The sequence below is a fragment of the Lutibacter sp. genome (assembly GCF_013139515.1).
In the GTDB taxonomy this organism is placed as follows: Bacteria; Bacteroidota; Bacteroidia; order Flavobacteriales; family Flavobacteriaceae; genus Lutibacter.
On sequence record NZ_WTAR01000009.1, the window covers coordinates 1 to 22,699 of the forward strand.

General features: G+C 29.7%; 22 protein-coding genes, 2 tRNA genes and 1 pseudogene. 14 read left to right on the forward strand and 11 right to left on the reverse strand.

Annotated features, from left to right (window positions below; translation table 11 throughout):
• Nucleotides 1-170: 170 nt before the first annotated feature.
• Complete coding sequence (gene dnaK, locus GQ540_RS00835; protein ID WP_291795912.1) at nucleotides 171-2,084, reverse strand: molecular chaperone DnaK; 1,914 nt, start codon at nucleotides 2,082-2,084, stop codon at nucleotides 171-173.
• A 223-nt stretch (nucleotides 2,085-2,307) separates the two neighbouring features.
• Here dnaK and GQ540_RS00840 point away from each other — a divergent pair, with 223 nt between their 5' ends.
• Nucleotides 2,308-3,732 carry an L-serine ammonia-lyase gene (locus GQ540_RS00840; RefSeq protein ID WP_291795915.1) on the forward strand — a complete coding sequence of 475 codons (1,425 nt, stop codon included), beginning with the start codon at nucleotides 2,308-2,310 and terminating at the stop codon, nucleotides 3,730-3,732.
• Nucleotides 3,733-3,813: 81 nt separating this feature from the next.
• Nucleotides 3,814-4,149, forward strand: coding sequence for a DUF2853 family protein (locus GQ540_RS00845; RefSeq protein WP_291795918.1), 336 nt, complete (start codon nucleotides 3,814-3,816; stop codon nucleotides 4,147-4,149).
• Between the two features lie 56 nt (nucleotides 4,150-4,205).
• Here the strand turns inward: GQ540_RS00845 and yaaA are convergent, their stop codons facing one another.
• The 4 genes from yaaA to GQ540_RS00865 form a co-directional block, all read right to left on the reverse strand.
• Nucleotides 4,206-4,964 (reverse strand): peroxide stress protein YaaA, encoded by a 759-nt coding sequence (gene yaaA / locus GQ540_RS00850; protein WP_291795921.1) that lies wholly within the window; start codon nucleotides 4,962-4,964, stop codon nucleotides 4,206-4,208.
• A gap of 94 nt (nucleotides 4,965-5,058) precedes the next feature.
• Nucleotides 5,059-5,688, reverse strand: coding sequence for a CatA-like O-acetyltransferase (locus tag GQ540_RS00855; protein ID WP_291795924.1), 630 nt, complete (start codon nucleotides 5,686-5,688; stop codon nucleotides 5,059-5,061).
• Nucleotide 5,689: 1 nt separating this feature from the next.
• Nucleotides 5,690-6,709 (reverse strand): RluA family pseudouridine synthase, encoded by a 1,020-nt coding sequence (locus tag GQ540_RS00860; RefSeq protein ID WP_291795929.1) that lies wholly within the window; start codon nucleotides 6,707-6,709, stop codon nucleotides 5,690-5,692.
• A 5-nt stretch (nucleotides 6,710-6,714) separates the two neighbouring features.
• Nucleotides 6,715-7,299 carry a PASTA domain-containing protein gene (locus GQ540_RS00865; protein WP_291795931.1) on the reverse strand — a complete coding sequence of 195 codons (585 nt, stop codon included), beginning with the start codon at nucleotides 7,297-7,299 and terminating at the stop codon, nucleotides 6,715-6,717.
• A 183-nt stretch (nucleotides 7,300-7,482) separates the two neighbouring features.
• Between GQ540_RS00865 and GQ540_RS00870 the strand changes: the two genes are divergently transcribed.
• From GQ540_RS00870 to GQ540_RS00880, 3 genes are all read left to right on the forward strand, one after another.
• Nucleotides 7,483-8,460, forward strand: coding sequence for a D-alanine--D-alanine ligase (locus GQ540_RS00870; protein ID WP_291795935.1), 978 nt, complete (start codon nucleotides 7,483-7,485; stop codon nucleotides 8,458-8,460).
• A 2-nt stretch (nucleotides 8,461-8,462) separates the two neighbouring features.
• The gene (gene coaD / locus GQ540_RS00875; protein ID WP_291795938.1) at nucleotides 8,463-8,918 is read left to right on the forward strand and encodes a pantetheine-phosphate adenylyltransferase; all 456 of its coding nucleotides are present in this window, start codon (nucleotides 8,463-8,465) and stop codon (nucleotides 8,916-8,918) included.
• Nucleotides 8,919-8,999: 81 nt separating this feature from the next.
• The gene (locus GQ540_RS00880; protein WP_291795941.1) at nucleotides 9,000-9,311 is read left to right on the forward strand and encodes a DUF6787 family protein; all 312 of its coding nucleotides are present in this window, start codon (nucleotides 9,000-9,002) and stop codon (nucleotides 9,309-9,311) included.
• Here the strand turns inward: GQ540_RS00880 and GQ540_RS00885 are convergent.
• From GQ540_RS00885 to GQ540_RS00900, 4 genes are read right to left on the reverse strand one after another with little or no spacing between them, the layout of a single operon-like run.
• Nucleotides 9,308-9,583 (reverse strand): hypothetical protein, encoded by a 276-nt coding sequence (locus GQ540_RS00885; protein ID WP_291795944.1) that lies wholly within the window; start codon nucleotides 9,581-9,583, stop codon nucleotides 9,308-9,310. The genes GQ540_RS00880 and GQ540_RS00885 overlap by 4 nt on opposite strands.
• 41 nt (nucleotides 9,584-9,624) lie before the next feature.
• Nucleotides 9,625-10,257, reverse strand: a complete 633-nt coding sequence (msrA, locus tag GQ540_RS00890; protein ID WP_291795946.1) for a peptide-methionine (S)-S-oxide reductase MsrA — start codon at nucleotides 10,255-10,257, stop codon at nucleotides 9,625-9,627.
• Nucleotides 10,258-10,299: 42 nt separating this feature from the next.
• A complete protein-coding gene (locus GQ540_RS00895; RefSeq protein WP_291795949.1) occupies nucleotides 10,300-11,658 on the reverse strand; it encodes a M28 family metallopeptidase in 1,359 nt (452 codons plus the stop codon).
• Nucleotides 11,659-11,668: 10 nt separating this feature from the next.
• Nucleotides 11,669-12,691 carry a low specificity L-threonine aldolase gene (locus GQ540_RS00900; protein ID WP_291795952.1) on the reverse strand — a complete coding sequence of 341 codons (1,023 nt, stop codon included), beginning with the start codon at nucleotides 12,689-12,691 and terminating at the stop codon, nucleotides 11,669-11,671.
• A gap of 44 nt (nucleotides 12,692-12,735) precedes the next feature.
• Here GQ540_RS00900 and prfB point away from each other — a divergent pair, with 44 nt between their 5' ends.
• From prfB to GQ540_RS00925, 5 genes are all read left to right on the forward strand, one after another.
• Nucleotides 12,736-13,842, forward strand: coding sequence for a peptide chain release factor 2 (prfB, locus tag GQ540_RS00905; protein ID WP_291795954.1), 1,107 nt, complete (start codon nucleotides 12,736-12,738; stop codon nucleotides 13,840-13,842).
• On the forward strand, nucleotides 13,842-14,462 hold the full coding sequence (locus GQ540_RS00910; RefSeq protein WP_291795956.1) for an HAD family phosphatase: 621 nt from the start codon (nucleotides 13,842-13,844) through the stop codon (nucleotides 14,460-14,462). The genes prfB and GQ540_RS00910 overlap by 1 nt, the downstream gene beginning before the upstream one ends.
• Nucleotides 14,463-14,627: 165 nt before the next feature.
• A complete protein-coding gene (locus GQ540_RS00915; protein WP_291795959.1) occupies nucleotides 14,628-17,018 on the forward strand; it encodes an outer membrane beta-barrel family protein in 2,391 nt (796 codons plus the stop codon).
• 34 nt (nucleotides 17,019-17,052) lie between these two features.
• The gene (gene arsC / locus GQ540_RS00920) at nucleotides 17,053-17,391 is read left to right on the forward strand and encodes an arsenate reductase (glutaredoxin) (protein WP_291795964.1); all 339 of its coding nucleotides are present in this window, start codon (nucleotides 17,053-17,055) and stop codon (nucleotides 17,389-17,391) included.
• Nucleotides 17,392-17,491: 100 nt separating this feature from the next.
• Entirely contained in the window at nucleotides 17,492-19,987 is a 2,496-nt protein-coding gene (locus tag GQ540_RS00925; protein ID WP_291795967.1) for an outer membrane beta-barrel protein, read from the forward strand.
• 230 nt (nucleotides 19,988-20,217) lie between these two features.
• On the opposite strand, the gene GQ540_RS00930 is transcribed toward GQ540_RS00925, so the two are convergent.
• Both GQ540_RS00930 and GQ540_RS00935 read right to left on the reverse strand, forming a co-directional pair.
• A tRNA-Arg gene (locus tag GQ540_RS00930) sits at nucleotides 20,218-20,291 on the reverse strand.
• Nucleotides 20,292-20,305: 14 nt separating this feature from the next.
• Nucleotides 20,306-20,375, reverse strand: a tRNA-Pro gene (locus GQ540_RS00935).
• 111 nt (nucleotides 20,376-20,486) lie between these two features.
• Here GQ540_RS00935 and GQ540_RS00940 point away from each other — a divergent pair.
• The 4 genes and pseudogenes from GQ540_RS00940 to GQ540_RS00955 form a co-directional block, all read left to right on the forward strand.
• The gene (locus tag GQ540_RS00940) at nucleotides 20,487-21,593 is read left to right on the forward strand and encodes a PQQ-dependent sugar dehydrogenase (protein ID WP_291795970.1); all 1,107 of its coding nucleotides are present in this window, start codon (nucleotides 20,487-20,489) and stop codon (nucleotides 21,591-21,593) included.
• A 37-nt stretch (nucleotides 21,594-21,630) separates the two neighbouring features.
• Complete coding sequence (gene udk, locus GQ540_RS00945) at nucleotides 21,631-22,236, forward strand: uridine kinase (protein ID WP_291795973.1); 606 nt, start codon at nucleotides 21,631-21,633, stop codon at nucleotides 22,234-22,236.
• Nucleotides 22,237-22,554 carry a septum formation initiator family protein gene (locus tag GQ540_RS00950; protein ID WP_291795976.1) on the forward strand — a complete coding sequence of 106 codons (318 nt, stop codon included), beginning with the start codon at nucleotides 22,237-22,239 and terminating at the stop codon, nucleotides 22,552-22,554. It abuts the gene before it with no gap.
• Nucleotides 22,547-22,699: pseudogene (locus tag GQ540_RS00955) on the forward strand (methylmalonyl-CoA mutase); the annotation flags it as partial. The gene GQ540_RS00950 and the pseudogene GQ540_RS00955, both read left to right, overlap by 8 nt.

Here is a 22,699-nt window from a genome sequence, read left to right on the forward strand (position 1 = left end):
CTTGTTAATTAATCTTGTCACAAATGTACAAGCACATCTAAGCTTATTTCTAGAAAATTAGTTAACCAAATCTTAACTGTCGACCAATGGAACTTATCTCCCGTTTAACAAATCCTAAAACAAAAAAAGGCTTCCAAATTGGAAGCCTTTTTAAAAATATTTAAAAGATATTATTTATCTTCTTTTACTTCTTCAAAGTCAACATCTTCAACATTATCTCCTTCATCTTTAGGTTGCTCTGCTCCTGCATCACCTGCTGGCGCACCTTGTCCTTCAGTTTCTTGTTGCGCTTTGTACATTTCTTCACTTGCTACTTTCCAAGCTTCATTAATCTTCTCCATTGCAGCATCAATTTGTGCAATATCTTTAGATTCATGAGCTTTTTTCAATTCAGTAAGTGCAGCTTCAATTGGGTCTTTTTTATCAGCTGACAACTTTTCTCCAAACTCTTTTAGTTGTTTTTCTGTTTGAAAAATCATAGAGTCAGCTCCGTTAATTTTTTCAGCAGTTTCTTTTGCTGCTTTATCAACATCGGCATTTGCTTCAGCATCAGCTTTCATTTTTTGAATTTCTTCATCAGTTAAACCAGAAGAAGCTTCAATTCTAATGTCTTGTGTTTTTCCTGTTGCTTTATCTCCTGCTGTTACGTGAATAATACCATTTGCATCAATATCAAAAGTCACTTCAATTTGAGGTGTACCTCTTTGTGCTGGTGGAATTCCATCTAAATGAAAACGACCAATAGTTTTATTATCTGCAGCCATTGCACGCTCACCTTGTAATACGTGAATTTCTACTGAAGGCTGATTATCTGCAGCAGTTGAAAATACTTGTGATTTTTTAGTTGGGATTGTAGTATTAGCTTCAATTAATTTAGTTAATACATTACCCATAGTTTCAATACCTAAAGATAATGGTGTAACATCTAATAATAATACATCTTTTACATCACCCGATAAAACTCCTCCTTGAATAGCTGCTCCAATTGCAACAACTTCATCAGGATTTACACCTTTTGAAGGTGTTTTTCCAAAGAATTTCTCAACAGCTTCAACAACTGCAGGAATACGAGTTGAACCACCTACTAAAATAACTTCATCAATATCACCTGTTGATAAACCGGCACCGTTTAATGCAGTTTTACAAGGCTCAATAGTTCTTTTAATTAAATCGTCTATTAGTTGTTCAAATTTAGCTTTTGTTAAACTACGCACTAAGTGTTTTGGTCCGCTTGCTGTTGCAGTAACATAAGGTAAATTAATTTCGGTTGTAGCCGAAGATGATAATTCAATTTTTGCTTTTTCCGCAGCTTCTTTTAAACGTTGTAAAGCCATTGGGTCTTTACGTAAATCTATTGATTCTTCTGCTTCAAATTCTGCAGCTAACCAATCAATTATTTTTTGATCTACATCATCACCTCCTAAATGCGTATCACCATCTGTTGATAATACTTCAAAAACACCATCTCCTAATTCGAATATTGAAACATCATGTCTTCCTCCACCAAAGTCAAAAACAACAATTTTTTGATCAACACCTTTTTTATCCATACCATAAGCCAATGCCGCAGCAGTTGGTTCATTTATAATACGACTTACTTTTAAACCTGCAATTTCACCAGCTTCTTTAGTTGCCTGACGCTGTGCATCATTAAAATATGCTGGTACAGTAACAACTGCTTCAGAAACTTCAGTTCCTAAATAATCTTCCGCTGTTTTCTTCATTTTTTGAAGAATCATTGCTGAAATTTCTTGAGGCGTGTATAATCTACCATCAATATCTACACGAGGTGTATCATTATCTCCTTTTACAACTTTATAAGGTACACGTTCTGCTTCCATTTTAGATTCAGAATATTTATTACCCATAAAACGTTTAATTGAATAAATCGTTTTTAAAGGGTTTGTAACTGCCTGACGTTTTGCAGGATCACCTACTTTTCTTTCTCCTCCTTCTATAAATGCAACAATTGAAGGTGTTGTTCTTTTACCTTCAGCATTAGGAATTACAACTGGTTCATTTCCTTCCATTACAGAAACACATGAGTTGGTTGTTCCTAAATCTATTCCTATTATTTTACCCATAACTATACTTTTTATTTTGGATTTTTATTTTTTTAACTTAACAACTTGAAATAGTCAATGATTATGCCATTGAAAAAAATATGTCAAGTTGTCACAATTAGATACGAAGTTTTATTTATTTGTCATTTAATAAATTTATAAACACTACTTTTTCTTGTTAAATTGACATTTTATATCATTTACAAAAGCATATCTTTGCGCTCTAAAAAATTAAAACTCATTAATGGAATGTATCTCAGTTTTTGATATGCTTAAAATTGGAATTGGCCCGTCCAGTTCTCATACATTAGGTCCGTGGCGTGCAGCTGAAAGGTGGATTAACCATTTAAAAAAAGTTGATTTATTTGAAGATATCACTGCAATTAAAGTTGATTTATATGGTTCATTATCATTAACTGGAAAAGGACATGCAACAGATTTAGCAATTATTTTAGGCTTAGCTGGTAGTGATCCTGAATATATTGCGACCAATAAAATTATGTCTCTGACACATTTAATTAAAACTTCAAAACAGTTGAAGTTTGGCAATAATTCTATCATTTCTTTTGATTCAAATAAAGATATAACATTTAATAAAAAATTTTTAGCTTTTCATGCAAATGGCATGAAATTTACTGGGTTTAAAAATAATATAGAAATTTCATCAGACACCTACTACTCTATTGGCGGTGGTTTTGTTGTTAGGGAAGAACTTATTCACGCAAAAGAAAATATTGAGATTCAAAAAACATTCCCATTTCCAATACAAAAAGCCAAAGAATTAGAAACTTATTGTAAACAAAAGCAATTAAAAATTTCAGAAATTGTATTAGAAAACGAAAGATCACTTAGAACTGATGCTGAAATTGATATTGAAATTCATAGAGTTTGGAATACAATGCTAGAAAGTATGTATACCGGTTGCCATACTGAAGGCAGTTTACCTGGAGGTTTAAATGTTAGAAGACGAGCTTTTAATATTCATAAAAAATTGATTGGAGATTTTTCTTATAACTCATCTTCTGAATGGCTAAAAACCATACGGAAAACCGAAGTTAAATTTAGACAAATTTTAAAATGGGTAAGTTGTTTTGCGCTTGCGGTAAATGAAGTAAACGCTTCTTTAGGAAGAGTAGTAACTGCTCCTACTAATGGTAGTGCTGGGGTAATTCCTGCTGTTTTAATGTACTACTTGGTAATTGAAAATCACGAAGCAAATTTTAATGAAATAAAACAATTTTTATTAGTTGCCGGTGAAATTGGAAGCATTTTTAAAAAAGGAGCTACAATTTCTGCCGCAATGGGAGGCTGTCAAGCTGAAATTGGTGTTTCATCAGCAATGGCGGCTGGTGCTTTAACTGAGCTACTTGGAGGAACTCCTGAACAAGTTTTAATGGCAAGTGAAATTGCTATGGAACATCATTTAGGATTAACCTGCGATCCAATTGGAGGTTTGGTTCAAATACCATGCATTGAGCGTAATGCTATGGGAGCTATTAAAGCAATTAACGCGGCTGAATTAGCTTTAGAATCAGATGCATATCACGCAAAAGTACCTTTAGATAAAGTAATTGAAAGCATGTGGGAAACCGCTAAAGATATGAACTCAAAATATAAAGAAACTTCGGAAGGTGGACTTGCTGTAAGTGTAAATATTTCAGATTGTTAAAATAAATCCACGTATAACTAATAATATTTTTTATATTTGATTTTAAGAAACTTAAATTATTAATAAAAAAAATCGTTATTCATGAGTAAATTTGATGAAAAATTAGCACTTTACCAAGGTGCAATGAAAGATTTAGGTATTAGCTTTGATGCTGATTTATTTGCAAAAGTTACTAAAGGCTTAGGTCCTTCAATATATAAAGCTGATGCTGAAACTGTATCTGGATCTGATGCTAAAGAATTAGCAACTGTAAAAAATAATTTTCTTATTAAAAAATTGGGTCTTTCAGATGGAGCTAAATTAGATAATGCCATTGCTTCAGTTATTGAAAAAATTGGGAAGTCTAATAGAAATAAATATAGAGCAATTGTTTACTATTTATTAGTAAAAGAATTAGGACAAGAATCAAAATACTAAACACAAACGACATTCTTACTAACAAAAAACACCTGATTTTCAGGTGTTTTTTTTATTTATCGTGTAAAAACTAATTCTTTTTCTGAAGATAAATTACTATCAAAAGCATAACCTTCACAATTAAACTTCTTTAAACCCTCAATTGTTTCAATTGCATTATCAATTATAAAACGCACCATTAAACCTCTTGCCTTTTTTGCAAAAAAACTAATTATTTTTAACTTATCATTTTTATAATCTTTAAATACTGGAGTTATTACGGGCACTTTTAATAAGTTTGGTTTTATTACTTTAAAGTATTCATTACTAGCTAAATTTATAAAAACTTCATCTTCTTTTAATTCTTCATTTAAGGATTCTGTAACAGATTCATTCCAAAATTGATATAAATTTTCTTTACGGCCAACTTTTAATTTAGTTCCCATTTCTAAACGATATGGTTGCATTAAATCTAATGGTTTTAACAAACCATATTGTCCTGATAAGATTCTTAATTTATCTTGAATTTTCTCAATTTTATCTTCTGAAAGTGTATACGTATCTAGGCCAATATAAACATCTCCTTTAAATGCAAAAACAGCTTGCCTTGCATTATCTAAGGTAAAAGGTAATTCCCAATCTTGATTTCGTTGCCAGTTTAATTCTCCCAAATTTGGAGATATACTCATTAACTCTGATATTTTTTTAGGTGATTTCTTTTTTAAAACTGAATTTAATGTTGAAGCTTCATTTAAAAAAGCACCTTGTGTAAATTGTGATGTTGGCACTTTAGTTTCAAAATCTAATGACTTGGCAGGTGATATTACTATTTTCATTTCCTATTTTTTTAATGCGAAGTAAAAATACAACTATATAATTTCTTTAAACAATACATTTAATACAATGAAGTTATTCTGAAATAGTTAAAACTTATACTAAGTCATTAATATATTGTTGCATTTTTTCAAAAAGTAAACCTACCTGTAAACCATCCATTAATGCGTGATGAACTTCAATAGAGAAAGGCATTTTCTTAACATTATTCTCATTAAAAAATTTACCGAAAACAAGTTTTGGAATCCCTATTTCACGCTCATTACCATTCCTAGCATGTTTAAAACTTGTTAAAGAAACCCAAGGTATTGTTGTACTGTGTACAATATCTAATGCATCTTCTCTTGGATCAAATAACTTTCCCTTTTTATGATTCTCAATTACTGATTTACCATTAGCAACAAATTCGAAAATTGAAGATTTATATTCAAAATGGCAAAAAGAAAACGTATTGTCATCATTTAAAATAGTAGAATCAATATGAATTAAATCGCATTTATAAACTTTCCCATCTCTTAAACGTAGTTGAAATTCAGGGATTTTATTAATTGAATGTATTGCGGTATATAAACTTCCTAAGAAAAAGGATAAATTGTGTGTTTTACAAAATTTATAAAGGTTTGTAACCTCTAAATTGGCTGTAATATTAAAAAAAGGATCTTCGTAATTTTTAAAAAAATTAAATTGTGATTTTCGTTCCCACTTTTCAATATCAATTTCTTTCATACTAGTACTTTTGATTTTCAGTATAAGTTCTCCATTTCTCTAAACATTCAACAATATCTTGAGGAACTTCTGAATTAAATTGTAAAAATTCTTTTGTAGTTGGATGCTCAAACCCCAATGTTTTTGCGTGTAAAGCTTGCCTAGGCAACACCTTAAAACAATTATCTACAAACTGCTTATACTTGGTAAAAGTTGTACCTTTTAATATATCATTACCACCATAACGTTCATCGTTAAAAAGTGTATGTCCAATATGCTTAAAATGCGCTCTAATTTGATGAGTTCTGCCTGTTTCTAACTTACATTGTACAAGTGTAACATAGCTAAAACGTTCAATAACTTTATAATGTGTAATTGCTGATTTCCCAAATTCACCATCAGGAAAAACGCTCATTTGCAATCTGTTTTTTAAACTTCTACCTATATGGCCTTCAATTTTACCTTCATCTTCAACAACATTTCCCCAAACTAATGCGTAATATAATCGTTCAGTAGTTCTGTTAAAAAATTGCTTAGATAAATGAGCCATTGCAAATTCAGTTTTTGCAACAACCAATAAACCACTAGTATCTTTATCAATTCTATGAACCAAACCAGGTCTTTCATTAGAATTTGTAGGTAAATTTTCTATATGATGTATTAATGCATTTACCAAAGTACCACTATAATTTCCATGACCCGGATGCACAACCATTCCGGCAGGTTTGTTAACCACAATTACCTGATCGTCTTCAAATAAAATATCTAAAGGAATATCTTCGGCAACCAATAAATTTTCATGTGGCGGATGTGCTAAAACTACTCTAACTACATCTTTTGGCTTTACTTTGTAATTTGATTTTACAGGAACTTCATTTACCAAAATATTACCAGCTTTTGCAGCTTGTTGCACTTTGTTTCTTGTTGTATTTTCAACAAAATTCATTAAAAATTTGTCAACTCTTAACGGCTCTTGTCCATCATGAGCAACATATTTAAAATGCTCGTAAAATTCTTCTTGTTCTATTTCTTCAGCCTTCATTTATCTTATTCTACTATAGTTTGTTTATAACGTCCTTTTCCTCTTCCATCACCTAATTTTAAAGTAATTAAAGAGTTTTTAGGAATTTTAGCTCCTGTTTTTAAATCCTTACCGTTAAATTTTAATCCTCTTACAACATCTTTAGCAATATCTGAAACGTAAAGTTCCTTTGAATTAATTCTAAAACCAATAGCCAATAATTGCGAATATGCTTGGCGTTTAGTTTTCCCATACAAATCTGGCATTTCAACATTTGCATAGTTTGAAGGGTTTAATGTTAAGTATATTTTTCTATTTTCTTTTACAAAATCACCAACTTCTGGATCTTGATCAATTACTGATTTATTAGGGAATTTTGGATTGTAACTTGCTGAATCTATTACTTCAAAGTTTAAATCTAATTCTTCTAATACTTTTTCAACTTCAATCAAAGTCATTTTTTCTAAGTTTGGAACTTCTATTTTTTGACTATGGTTTGTTGAAATACTCAACCACTTCATAACTGCAAAAATAAATATGACCAAACCAACAACCGCTATTAATAGTTGTCTTAAAAACGTTTTTGATTTCACAAACTGAATTAGACTCATATTTCTTATTTTGATTTTGAGCAAAGATACTTTATAAATACCAACTTACAAATTCAAAAATTGTTGTTTAAATCTAGCTTTGTTTATTTAAAAAGCAAACTCAAAAATCTAAAATTTACAAATTAATCCTTTCTACTTTTAACTTTAAATATGTAAGTTTGTATTTAAAGTTATAAAATTATAATGAAAAAAAATATTGCCATTATTATGGGCGGCTATTCTTCTGAAGCTGAAATTTCATTGAAAAGTGGCGCCGTAGTTTCTCAAAATATTTCAAAAGAAGTATACAACACTTACAATGTTCATATACTTAAAAACAAGTGGGTAGTAGTTGATAATGAAAAGATTGAATACCCTATAAATAAACACGATTTCTCAACCAATATTAATGGCTATAAAATAACTTTTGATTGTGTTTTTAATGCAATTCACGGACATCCCGGTGAAGACGGAACAATTTTAGCTTATTTTGATTTGATTGGATTAAAACACACCTCTGCACCATTTTACCAAATGGCACTTACTTTTAATAAACGAGATACACTAAGTGTTGTAAAACAATACGGTATTAAAACAGCAAAATCTTACTATATAAATAAAGGCGATGAAATTAATGTTGATACAATTATTCAAAAAGTAGGATTACCGTGTTTTGTAAAACCAAACAATGCAGGTTCAAGTTATGGAATTTCAAAAGCTAAAACAAAGGAAGAAATTATTCCTGCCATTGAAAAAGCATTTATTGAAGATTCTCAAATTTTAATTGAAGAATTTTTAGATGGCCCTGAAATTAGTGTTGGTGTTTTAAATTACAAGGGCAAAATTAAAGTATTACCAATGACTGAAATTGTAACCGAAAATGACTTTTTTGATTATGAAGCCAAATATTTAGGAAAGAGCGAAGAAATTACACCAGCACAAATTTCAAATGAAACACACCAAAAACTAGAAAAAATAGCAACCCAAATATACCAACTACTAAATATAAGTGGTTTTACACGTTCCGAATTTATTTTGGTGCATAACGAGCCTTACTTTTTAGAAATGAATACCGTACCGGGTTTAACAAACGCAAGTATAATCCCGCAACAAGCAGCTGAAGCAGGCATAAGTTTACAAGAACTTTTTCATAATGCCATAGAAATGGCTTTAAACAATTAAGTATGAGAAGAGCAATTTTTCCAGGATCGTTTGATCCAATAACTTTAGGGCACGTAGATATTATTAACAGAGCATTGCCTTTGTTCGATGAAATTATTATAGCAATTGGTATAAATGCTGATAAAAAATACATGTTTTCACTTGAAGATCGTGTAAAGTTTATCAAAGAAAATTATGCCCATGAACCAAAAATAAAAGTTGAAACTTATGCCGGGTTAACTATTGATATTTGCGAAAAATTAAATGTAGATTTTATACTTAGAGGTTTAAGAAATCCAGCCGATTTTGAATTTGAAAAAGCAATTGCACAAACCAATAGAAAACTATCAAATATTGAAACTGTATTTTTATTAACATCAGCCGATACTTCTTTTATAAGTTCAAGTATTGTACGTGATATATTAAGAAATGGTGGAAATGTTGATGGATTTGTTCCTAAAAGTGTATTGAAAAAGTAATTTTAAACTTAACTGTTTTTTTTAAAGTTGAAATTTTGTCGTTTAAAAGATAAATGTACTTTTGCAACGAATTTATAATAAATGGAAAAATTAAAACAACGCTGGGGATTAACTTCCAACTTTCAAGTACTACTTATTTTAATTGTTTTTTCAATTAACGGTTCTTTTGCTGCCTGGATAGCAAGACCTTTGACTGAATTTATTGGTTTAGATTACGAAACTACAAGTCCTTGGTTGTTTTGGCCAGTTAGAATTCTTTTAATTTTCTTTATTTACCAACTTACATTACCATTAGTTGGCTTCTTTTTTGGACAATTTAATTTCTTTTGGAATTTTTTCACAAAAAAAATGTTGATGAGAATGGGTTTTAAAAGATTTTTTAAAGAAAATTAATCTTCTTTATCTTTTTTTATTATGTATTTATAAATCCAAGTTAAAGTAAATGTTGGTAAAAAATCAGTTCCAAAAACGCCTATTTCTTCAATAAAAGTTACCAAACTTCCTACTTTACCTTCAACTCCTTTATACATTTTGTAAATTAAAAAGGCTGATAAAGGTGCCCAAATAATATCAGAAAATTCACCTACCATTGGTATTACAAATGATAACATTCCAATTCCATCAAAAAGAATACTTAACAATAATAATGTGTATTTTTTATTCATCAAAACTACTTAATTAATTGATAACAACTAAAGTGCCTACTTTATTGTTTCTTTAATTTAGACTCATATTTTTTTATAAACTTATCTAGTTTTGGATTTATAACTGCTGTACAATACCCTTTCGTTTTATTGTTATTATAATAATTTTGATGATATTCTTCAGCAATATAAAAAACATCAAATTTTGTAACTTCAGTAACTATAAGGTTGTCAAAAACGTTAGCTTCACTTAAACTTTTAATAAATTCTTCTGAAGTATTTTTTTGTACTTCTGAATGATAAAAAATAGCCGATCTGTACTGAGTTCCCCTGTCATATCCTTGCTTATTTAAAGTTGTTGGGTTATGTGTACTAAAAAATACGTCCAAAATTTCTTGAAATGTAATTATTGTAGGATTGAATGTAATTTGAATTACTTCAGCATGACCAGTTGTACCTGTTGTAATTTCTTCATATGTGGGGTTTTTAATAATTCCACCTGAATAACCTGATGCAACACTCTCAACGCCTTTTAAACGTTGAAAAATTGCTTCAGTACACCAAAAACATCCATTTGCTAAAGTTGCTATTTCTAATTTATATGACATTTTTAACTTTTTTGTTAAAGTAGATTGTGAATAAAAGCTAGTAACCGCTAAAAAATACAATAATAACGTTAAGATTGATTTTTTCATTCCTTGATATTTATAAAGTAAGTCGAAAAACGCTGCTATTATTTACATTCCATTCGGAATTAACTTTCTAGGGAATTGAATTAAACTTTCAGCTCCATTTTTACTCACACTTGCTACACCAAATAAAAAATTATCAATTACAATGTTTTTTAAAGTATAATCGTTTATTTTGCCTACAAATCTACTGTAACTCCATTGTGGAGAAGTTGTATCTCTCCAATAAATTTTATATCCAATTATATTTTCATCACTAGGAATATCCCATTTTAACCTTGTTGAAGGTTGAACTGCTCCTGCTATCATAACATTTTTAGGTGCTAAAGGTGCTGCTGCTAACGATGCCAATGTTAAACAATTTACAGCTGTTAATTTTGCAGCATAGTCAAAATTTACACCCGCTAACACATCACCATAATCAATATTATCTTCAACTCTAATATCTTGATGTTGTCTATTATAGTTCTCATGAGTTTCCATAATTCTAACTCCTGTAAAACCTTCATCATTAAAAGGTCTATGATGACCTCCTCTACCAAACCTGTCTAACCTATAAACCATAATTGCATCTAAATTAGTCATATATGCATCAGTAATTTTATCTATATAACGTGCTAATTGTCGTGAAGTCCCATCTACTTCACCTCCATAATAACGCATACTATTACGCTCTCTATCAGTAGTTTTCATAGAAATGGCTTCTGAAAAAACTCTAAAAGTGCTATTCTCTATTACTCCATCAATTCCTTGAATATTTCCAATCATATCATTATTTAATACTCCTATAATGTTCCAACCATGTTCTTTTGCATATTTTGCCATAATTTTGCCTCCATACAATCCTTGCTCTTCACCAGATAATCCAACATAAATTATTGAAACTGGAAACTTGTACTTACTTAAAATTCGTGAAGCCTCAATAGCTCCTGCCATCCCGGTTGCATTATCATTTGCTCCTGGTGAATCTGAAGTAAAATCATTTGGGTCAGTAACACGAGAATCTATATCTCCTGTCATAATTACATAGTGATTTGGATATAAAGTACCTCGTTGAATTGCCATAACATTTACAACTTTGACATCCTTAATTATTCGTTTACCATCAGCTTTAACCACATCCTCTAAATAACTAACTTCCAAACAATTATTACATTCTTCAGAAACTTTTTTAAATGACGAACTGATCCAACGTCGAGCAGCACCAATACCTCTTGTTCCTGAAATTGTATCAGACAATGTATGTCTAGTCCCAAAATTCACCAAAGTCGTCACATCACTTTCAATTCTATTTGCTGAAGTTGCTGTTGAAATTTCGATTAATATTTTATCGATTTCAGATTGTGAAAACCCTGTTACACTTAACATTAATAAAATAATAAATAAGCCGTTTTTTGTAAGCATCATTCTATAAAATTTAAATATGTTCAATAGTGTGTACTAGAACTTCTAACATTTCTTCAGTAAAATCTAAATGTGTTACCATACGTAATTTACCTTGCCCCATTGATATAAGCAAAATACCTGCTTCATTTAAACGGCTAATAAAATCTTGTTCATTAATTGAATCTATTACATTAAAAATTACAATATTAGTTTCAATAGGCTCAACATTTTTAACCAACTCACAATTTTGAAGTGCTGTACCAATTATCTTAGCTCTAGTATGGTCAATAGCCAATCTTTCAACGTGGTTATCTAAAGCATAAATACCAGCAGCTGCTAAATAACCTACCTGTCTCATAGCGCCTCCAAATAATTTCCTAATTCTAAGTGCTTTCTCCATATGTTCTTTTGTTCCTAATAAAACCGAACCAACTGGCGCGCCCAATCCTTTTGATAAACAAATTGAAATAGTATCGAAAACTTTACCATATTGCTCTGGTGTTTCTCCTTTAGCAATTATCGCATTAAACAAGCGAGCACCATCTAAATGAAATGCCAAATTGTTTTTAACACATACTTTTTTTACTTTCAATATTTCTTCAAAACTCCAACAGGCACCACCACCTTTATTGGTTGTATTTTCAAGAGCAACCAATCTAGAATATGGTGTGTGTATATCCGATCTTCCACCTGAAACTGCTTCCTTTAACTGTTTTGCGGTAAACATACCTCTTTTTCCATCTAACAAATATGAAGTAACACCTGCATTAAATGCTGGTCCACCACCTTCAAAATTATAGACATGCGCCCATTTATCACAAAACATTTTATCACCAGGCTGTGTATGTAATTTTATAGCTGCCTGATTTGCCATAGTACCGGAAGGAAAAAACAAAGCGGCTTCCATGCCAAACATTTTAGCTAGTTTATCTTGTAATTTATTAACTGTTGGGTCTGCTTTAAAAACATCATCACCTACTTCAGCATTCATCATTGCTTCTAACATTCCTTTAGTTGGTTTAGTAACTGTGTCACTAATTAAATTTATTTGCATAGTTTAAAAATGAAAGGTTATTTTTGTATTTCTTAATTAAATAAATGATAGCTAACGAGCATATAAATAAATTACAAGATCGCATTGGCAAGTTAAAAACTTACCTTGATATTGACAAGAAAATAATTGAAATTTCAAACGAAGAAGAAAAAACTGTAAATCCTAATTTTTGGAACAATCCGAAAGAAGCTGAAATTGTTATGAAAGCTCTTCGGTCTAAAAAACAATGGATTGAAGATTTCTCTAAAATAAAAAACAATTTTGAAGAAATTTTAGTGCTGATTGATTTTTATGAAGAAGGCGAAGTTTCTGAAGAAGAAATTGAAAATTTGTATAACAATACACTAACTCTTATAGAAAATATTGAGTTTAAAAATATGCTTTCTGATGAAGGTGATAATTTAAGTGCAGTGCTTCAAATTACTGCTGGAGCAGGTGGAACAGAAAGTTGTGATTGGGCTCAAATGTTAATGCGTATGTATTTAATGTGGAGTGAAAAACAAGGGTTTAAAGTTAAAGAACTAAATTTTCAGGCGGGTGATGTTGTTGGTATTAAAACTGTAACCATAGAAATTGAAGGTGAATATGCTTTTGGTTATTTAAAAGGTGAAAATGGTGTACATCGTATGGTTCGTATTTCTCCTTTTGATAGCAATGCTAAAAGACATACTACTTTTGCGTCTGTTTACGTATATCCGTTAGTTGATGATAGCATTGAAATTGATATAAACCCGGCAGATATTACGTGGGAAACAATGCGTTCAAGTGGTGCTGGTGGACAAAATGTAAATAAAGTTGAAACTGCAGTTCGTTTACGCCATAAACCTTCAGAAATTGTAATTGAAAATTCTGAAACACGCTCACAATTAGAAAATAAATCAAAAGCTATGCAATTATTAAAATCTCAATTGTATGAAATTGAATTGCAAAAGCAACGTGAAAAACGGAATGAAATTGAAGCTGGAAAACTAAAAATTGAGTTTGGGTCTCAAATTAGAAATTACGTATTTCATCCTTATAAATTAGTAAAAGATGTTAGAACTGCTCATGAAACAGCCAATGTTGATGCTGTTATGAATGGTGAAATAGACGATTTTATAAAAGCTTATTTAATGCAACAAGGGCAAACCGAAACTTCAAACGAATTGTAATGAAACAAAAAATTGATACTATAATTTTTGACTTAGGAGGTGTTCTTGTAGATTGGAAACCTGAATATGTTTACAGAAAAGTTTTTAATGGAGATGAAGAAAAAGTACAATGGTTTTTAAATACCGTTTGCACACCCGACTGGAATATAGAACAAGATGGTGGAAGAACTATTGAAGAAGCTGTAACTATTAAAATTACTGAATTTCCACAATATGAAGATTGGATTCGGTTGTTTTATAATGAATGGCCAAATATGTTTTCTGGTTCAATAACTGAAAATGTTGAACTATTTCATCAATTAAAAGAATCTGGAAACTATAAAATATATGCTTTAACAAATTGGAGCGCAGAAAAATGGGAGTTAGCTTTAGAATTATTTCCTTTTTTTAAAAATTTTGATGGAGTTGTAGTTTCTGGACAAGAAAAAACCAGAAAACCTTTTCCTAAAATTTATAACATTATTTTAAACAGGTACAATATTACTCCCGAAAAAGCCCTTTTTATAGATGATAATGAAGAAAATATTAAAGCCGCTAAAAAATTAAATTTTAACGCAATACATTATAAAAAAGCTTCTCCACTAGTTAAATTATTAAAGACTCATAAAATTACCTTTTAATATTATTACATTTATATTGTCAATTATTTAATAAACAGTAAATTAATTTACATAAAATGTTATTTATTCGTATTAATTTGTATTTTTGACTTCGAAAAAGATTTATGTTTTTTTTAAGAAAACTTAAATAAAAAAATTGCTACGAATTAATAATTAACGTTTTATATGAGAAGACTATTTTTAGTGCTATTTATAATTTTCCCTTCACTTATATTTAGCCAAGAAAAAAATAATCCCCTTTATACAATATCAGGTAAAATAATTGACAATACTACTCAATTACCAATTGAGGATGCAACAATTATTTTTAAAAGTACTGACTTAAATCAAATAAAATTTGGTGGAATTACTAACGCTAGAGGAAAATTTTCAATTGACGTTGAAGAAGGAACTTATAATGCTTCCGTTGAATATCTTTCTTACCAAACAAAAAATTTAAATATTTCTACCATTACAAGAGATTTAAATATTGGAACTATTGAATTAGAATTAGATACTGAATATTTAGATGAAATTGAGATTATAGGTGAAAAAAGCACGTTAGAATTTAAAGCTAATAAACTTATTTATAATGTTGGTAAAGATATTTCAGCTGCAAGTGGTGTTGTCACAGATTTATTAAATAACATTCCATCGGTTTCAGTAAGTCCTGAAGGCGAAATTTCAATTAGAGGTCAAAAAGCAACGGTTATGATTAATGGAAAAACATCAACATTAACTAAAGCTGAAGCTATAAAATCCTTACCCGCAGGTTCTATTGAAAAAGTGGAAGTTATAACTAATCCTGGAGCAAAATATAAAGCTTCTACTACAGGAATAATTAATATTACCCTTAAAAAAGGTAAAGATGAAGGTTTAAATGCTTCAATAACAACTTCAGGTGGTGTTAAAGATTATTATGGTGGTTTGCTAACACTTAATCATAAATCAAAGACTGTAAATTTTTTCACAAATACTTCTTATAGCCATAGTAACCCTATTACAACAGCAAGCTATAAAAATGAATATTTTAACAATGGTGTTTCTACTTCATTTTTAAATGAAGAAAGTGATTTTAACAACAAGCGAACTACTTTTGTAAGTACTATTGGGTCAGATTTTTACATTTCGAAAAACACCACATTAACAACTAGTTTAAATTATTCAAATTTAAATTATGATACTAGTAGCTTAACAAATACTAACTTTTTAGATACTTCTCACATTGAAACATCTTCAAACGAACGTAATTATTTAGGTGATTTTACAAATGAAATTATAGAAGTTATTACTGAATTTGAACACAATTTCAAAAAAGAAGGGAGAAAAATAACTTCTTATGTAATTTACACAAATGATGAAGAAAGAAAAAATAACAAAGTAACTAACTCTAACCCTAATTTTACTAACGAAGATTATACAGAATCTGTAAATTTAACAAATACTATTTTTGATCTTAATTTTGAGAGCCCATTAAGTAAAAACAGTAATTATGCCATTGGTTATAATGGTGAATTTGGTAATGTCCCTTTCATAAATACGGAAAGCTTAACTAATACAGATATTAATTATTCTGAAAATGTGCATCAAGGATTTATTGATTATGAAATGGAAGGTGAAAAATTGTATTTTAATGTTGGTTTAAGAGCTGAGTTTGTTGAAGCAACTATTGATTATGTTAATTCAAACACCATACAACTTAAAAAATACAACGATGTATTTCCCTCATTATCAATAGATTACTCCTTAAACAATTCAAGTAGCCTAAGTGTAAGTTATAGAAAAGGGATTAGCAGACCAACACCGCATGATTTACAGCCTTTTGAAGAAAAAATAAGTGAAACATCATCTTATATTGGTAATGAAAATATCGACCCCATTTATTATGATTTATCAAACTTATCATATGTGTTTTCAAAAGAAAAAATCACGTTGTCTTCTTCCCTATTTTTTAGAAGATATAATGATTATTCACAACTTGTAACTTTTGAAACTGGTGAAACTATTAATGGCGCACCAAAAATAATTACAACTCCAAGAAACATTGGAAAAGTAGACCAATATGGAATAGACTTTACAACATCATTTAAAGCGTTTAAAAATTTAAATATAACTGCCTACGCAATACTTTATAATTTTGCACAAACTGGTACATATGAATCTATTAATACCAATAATGAACCTATTCTTTTAGATTTTAATAATGAAATTGTAGAAGGTAATTTCAGTGTGCAAGCACAACTTAAAATACCAACTCTTTTTAATATTCAAATAAATACAAAACATTACACAGACTCTAAAGGCCCATTTTCTACCAGAAAAGCATATACATTTGCTAGCGCTGCAATTAATAAAGATTTGTTTAACAAAGATGCTACAATTAGCTTAACTGTAGATGATGTTTTTAAATCTAGAGTAACAGATAGAGACCGTTTTGACACAAACTACTTTTCAAAAAGTTTAATTGAAAATAAATACAGAACAATTATTTTATCATTTACATACAGATTCAATCAAAGTAAAAAAGATAGAAGAATTGATTTTGATACTGAAAAAAATATTAAACCTAATTACTAAGCTTTCCTTTTTATTTTTATACAAAAGTTAATTCATGAAAATATATCACAATCCACGTTGTAGCAAAAGCCGACAAGGTTTAGCAATTTTAGAAGATTCAAAATTTAATTTTGAAGTTGTTAATTATTTAGAAACACCAACTTCAAAAGAAGAATTATTAGAAATTATAAAACTGCTAGGAATAACTCCTTTAGAGTTAGTTCGTAAAAATGAAGCTATTTGGAAAGAAAATTATAAAGGCAAAACGCTGTCTGATTCTGAAATTATAAATGCAATGGTTGAAAATCCAAAATTAATTGAACGCCCAATTGTTATAAATAATGGAAAAGCTGTTATTGGACGCCCGCCAGAACTTATCAAAACTATTTTATAAGAAAGCAAAATTTACATCAACTGTTAACACTCATTAACACAATATAATTTCTACAATAATTATATTTGCTAACTTAAATTCAATTTTTAAATTATTGTTAATGACTAAAATTACAGTTTTCATTTTTTGTATAATTACATCAATAAATACTATTGCTCAACAAAGAAGCAATAGTATTAATCAAGTATTGGTTTCAGGTAAAATAATTGATACCGAAACTAAGCAAAATTTAGAATATGCTACCATTATATGTACGCCTTCAAATGGGAAAAAAATTACTGGTGGAATTACAAACGAAAAAGGAGAATTTGAAATTGAAGTAACCAAAGGAACTTATAACATTTCTATTGAATTTATTTCGTTCAAAACAAAGACAATTAAAAATAAAGTAATTAATTCCAATACAAATTTAGGGAACATTTTTTTACAAATAAATGCTGAAGCCTTAAATGAAATTGAAATTATTGCTGAGAAAAGTACTGTTGAAATACGTTTAGATAAGAAAATTTACAATGTTGGTAAAGATATGACTGTAAAAGGCGGTTCAGCATCTGACGTTTTAGACAATGTTCCTTCTGTAACCGTTGGTGTTGAAGGGAATGTAAGTTTACGAGGTAATGAAAATGTACGAATTTTAGTAAACGGAAAACCTTCTGGTTTAGTTGGCTTAAGTAGTACTGAAGCTTTACGACAGCTTCCTGCTGATGCTATTGAAAAAGTAGAAGTAATTACAAGTCCATCAGCTCGTTATGATGCTGAAGGTACAGCAGGAATATTAAACATTATACTACGAAAAGGAAAAGCTTTAGGTTTTAACGGCTCAATAACAACTACTGCTGGAAATCCAGATTATTTTGGTGGTTCAACTAATTTAAATTTCCGTTCAAAAAAATTAAATTTCTTTACTTCAACTGGGTATTATTATAGAAATGCACCAGGAAGTTCATCTAACAGCGTTCTAAATTTAACCCCTTCAGCTTTCACTCCAACTTATAGAAATGAAGCTATAGATTATGAAAGAGAAAAAAATAGTTTTAACACACGGTTTGGTATAGAATATTATATATCAGACAAAAGTTCTATTATAGGAACTATTTTATACAACACTTCTAATGGAACCGACTTATCTACAAATCTTATTGATGAACTTGATGCCAATGAAATTTTAACGTACACAAGTGAACGTATTGAAAGAGAAAAAGAAAAAGATAAAACCCTTGAATACTCTTTAAATTTTACACAAGATTTTAAAAAAGAAGGTCATAAATTAATGTTAGATTTTCAATATGGTGAGACCACTGAGAATGGTAATGCAATAATTACTGATTCAGAATTATTTCCAATTTTTATTGAAAACTCCCCTGAAAGGAATACAACAGATGAAAAGTCAAAAGATATTTTATTTAAAGGAGATTATGTATATCCAATAAATGAAGATGCTCAATTTGAGTTTGGTTTTAAAACCGATTTAAACAAATTAACTGTAGATTATTTAGTTGAAGATTTTGATGAAGGCCAATATATAAATAATATAAATTTCTCAAACGTCTTAAATTTTGAACAAAATATTTATTCTCTCTATACGCAGTATGGTCACAAAATAAATAAGTTTTCATATTTATTTGGTTTAAGAATGGAAGCTACTGACAGGAAGATTCATTTTTCTGAAACTAATGAAGATTTTAATAAAAAGTTTTCTGAATTTTTTCCAACCATAAATTTAGGATTAGAATTTAGTGATTCAGAGAGTGTTACATTAGGCTATAGCAAAAGAATAAGACGTCCACATCATTATTTTTTACATCCTTTTGAATCACAAATAAGTGAAACATATATACGAACTGGGAATATAAATTTAGACCCAACATACACAAATTCATTTGATTTAAGTTATTTAAAAAAATGGAATAAGTTTACAGTAAACTCTTCAGTATATTACCAACATTCCATAAATAATATTGAAATGGTACAAACTGAAGAATATAGAGATAGCAATGGTAATACTATTTTGTTTGATGCTAATAATCCTGATACAGACCCAGAACTAAACCCTGATTTAACACTTGTTATTATTAGAAGTCCTATTAATTTAAGTACTCAAGATAGATATGGTTTTGAATTTACAGCCAATTACACTCCTTTTAAATGGTGGAAAATATCAAATAGTTTTAATTTTTATAAATATGAAACTATTGGTGAATTTAATGAAACTAGCTATAATTCAAATAATACAAGTTGGTTTACTCGTTTCAATTCACGCATTACCCTACCTGGTAAAATTGATTGGCAAACAAGAGCAATGTACAGAGGGCCTTCTAAAACTGCACTATCTGAACGAGAAGCTATGATAAGTGTTAACCTATCTTTTAGCAAAGATATATTGAAAGAGAAAGGAACAATTTCTTTAAATGTTAGTGATTTATTAAATTCTCGAAAACATGAATCAACTACTTTTACAGAAAATACCATTTCACAAAGTGAATTTAGATATAGAGAACGACAAATTTTACTAAATTTCACCTATCGATTTAATCAAAAGAAAAAAAGAGAAAGATCACAAGGAAACTATAATAATGAAGGTGGTGAAATGTTTTAATATAACATATTTTCACCCCCTTTATTTCCTGAATTAACTCTAAAGTTTCTTTTGCTCTCACAAGAATAGGGTAATTTTCCAACTAATCCTTTTACGATATAATATTTTATATTCTCTTTTTTTTTGAAACCGAAATAGAAACCTTTAATAAAAAAGATAGAAAAGATTAGCAATTAATATTGCTACAAAATCAAAAATCCTCTATAATCAGTGATTATAAAGGACTTTTGTGAGCCCGAAAGGATTCGAACCTTTGACCGCCTCCTTAGAAGGGAGGTGCTCTATCCAGCTGAGCTACGAGCCCGTAACTCTAAAATGTCGGGGTGGCAGGATTCGAACCTGCGGCCTCCACGTCCCAAACGTGGCGCGATAACCGGGCTACGTCCTGCCACGCCTTAAGCGTGGTACACCCCGAAAATAAAGGTGCAAATATATAGTTTTTCTTTATAAACAAACAATAAATATCTGTAAATTGTAACTTCTTTATTAAAATTTAAATATGAGTTTTAAAGCACCTCTTTTCTATACCATCTTCTTATTAAGTTTTTGTACTTGCGCCCAAGATAAAAACCCGATAAACTCAAATCATACTTATGAAATTATTATCCCAGATTTAGATATTCCTTGGGGATTTGTTTTCCTACCAGACGGTTCAATCCTGATTACAGAAAGAGATGGGAAGCTTATTCATTTTAGCAATAATATTAAAACTGAAATCACTAATCTTCCAGAAATTTATGTTAGAGGACAAGGTGGTTTAATGGATATTAAATTGCATCCAAATTATAAAGAAAACGGATGGATTTATTTCACTTATGCGTCTCCAGAAGGAAGTGAAAAAGGAGGTAATACAGCTTTAATGAGAGCAAAAATTAAGAATAATTCACTTATTGAAAAGGAACTACTTTACAAAGCGTCTCCAAACTCAACAAAAGGTCAACATTTTGGTTCAAGAATAACTTTTGATAACGAAGGCTTTATATATTTCTCAATTGGTGAACGAGGAGACAGAGACACAAATCCTCAAGATATAACTCGTGATTGTGGGAAAGTTTACCGTCTACATGATGATGGTTCTATCCCATTAGACAACCCATTTGTAAATATACCTAATGCTAAAAAAGCTATTTATTCCTATGGTCATAGAAACCCTCAAGGCATGGTTAAACATCCAGTTACAGGAGAAATTTGGACTCATGAACATGGCCCAAAAGGTGGAGATGAAATTAACATTATTAAAGCAGGCAAAAATTATGGTTGGCCAAAAATAACCTATGGTATTAATTATATAGGCACGAAAATTACTAAGAACACATCTTTACCAGGAATGGAACAACCCCTTCACTACTGGGATCCATCTATCGCTCCTAGTGGCATGGAATTTATCACAAGCGATACGTATCCTGATTGGAATGGAAATTTATTGATTGGGTCACTAAAGTTTAATTATTTAAACAAATGTGTTATTGAAAATGATAAAGTCATAAAAGAAGAACGTTTATTAGATGATTTAGGTCGTATAAGGTGTATTAATCAAGGCCCTGACGGTTATATTTATGTTGGCGTTGAAAATGTTGGCATAGTTAAACTTATTCCGAAGAAATAATCTTAAATTTGTATTAATTAAATATAAACAGATATTCATGCTTATTATTGGAATTGCTGGTGGAACTGGTTGTGGTAAAACAACAGTTGTAAATCAAATTTTAAATGAACTTCCTCAAGGAGAAGTTGGTGTCATTTCTCAAGATTCTTATTATAAAGACACCTCCAACTTAAGTTATGAAGAGCGTATTAAAATTAATTTTGACCATCCAAGATCTATTGATTTCGATTTACTAACTGAGCACTTAAAAGAATTAAAAAATAAAAAGCCTGTTCAACAACCTGTATATTCATTTGTTCAACATAATAGAACAAAGGATACTGTTCTAACACATCCTAGAAAAGTTATGATTGTTGAAGGGATTTTAATTCTAACAAATCCGGAATTAAGAGACTTGTTTGATATCAAAATATTTGTTCATGCTGATAGTGATGAGCGTCTTATTCGTCGTTTAAAACGAGATATAGCAGAGCGTGGTAGAGATCTCGATGAAGTACTTTCACGATATCAAAACACATTAAAACCAATGCATCAACAATTTATTGAGCCTATGAAGGAGTATGCAGATATTATTATTCCAAATAATAAATATAATACTGTTGCTGTAGATATCGTAAGAACAATTATTAACGAAAGATTATAAATGTTAAAAAGCAAGTTCTTAAAGCCACTCAAAAATGTATTTATAATCATTTTTATTCTATATGCAATTTGGATGTTGTTTTTAGATAGTAATTCTTACCTCATTCATAGAGAATTAAATAATGACATTGATGACCTTGAAGCTGAAAAAGAATATTACATAAAAGAAATTAACAAAGACAATAAAGAAATTAAAAAATTAAGTACAGAAGAAGGGATAGAGAAATTTGCTCGAGAAGAATATTATATGAAGAGAGAAAATGAAGAAATTTTTATTATAGAATATGAAGATAGCCTTAAAACAAAACATAATGAATAAAACTTTATTTAATGAGTTTGAAGGTCTTTCATCTAAACAATGGAAACAAAAAATACAAGTCGATTTAAAAGGTGCTGATTACAATAAAACTCTCATTTGGAATACTAATGACAATATAAATGTAAAACCTTTTTACCATGCTGAT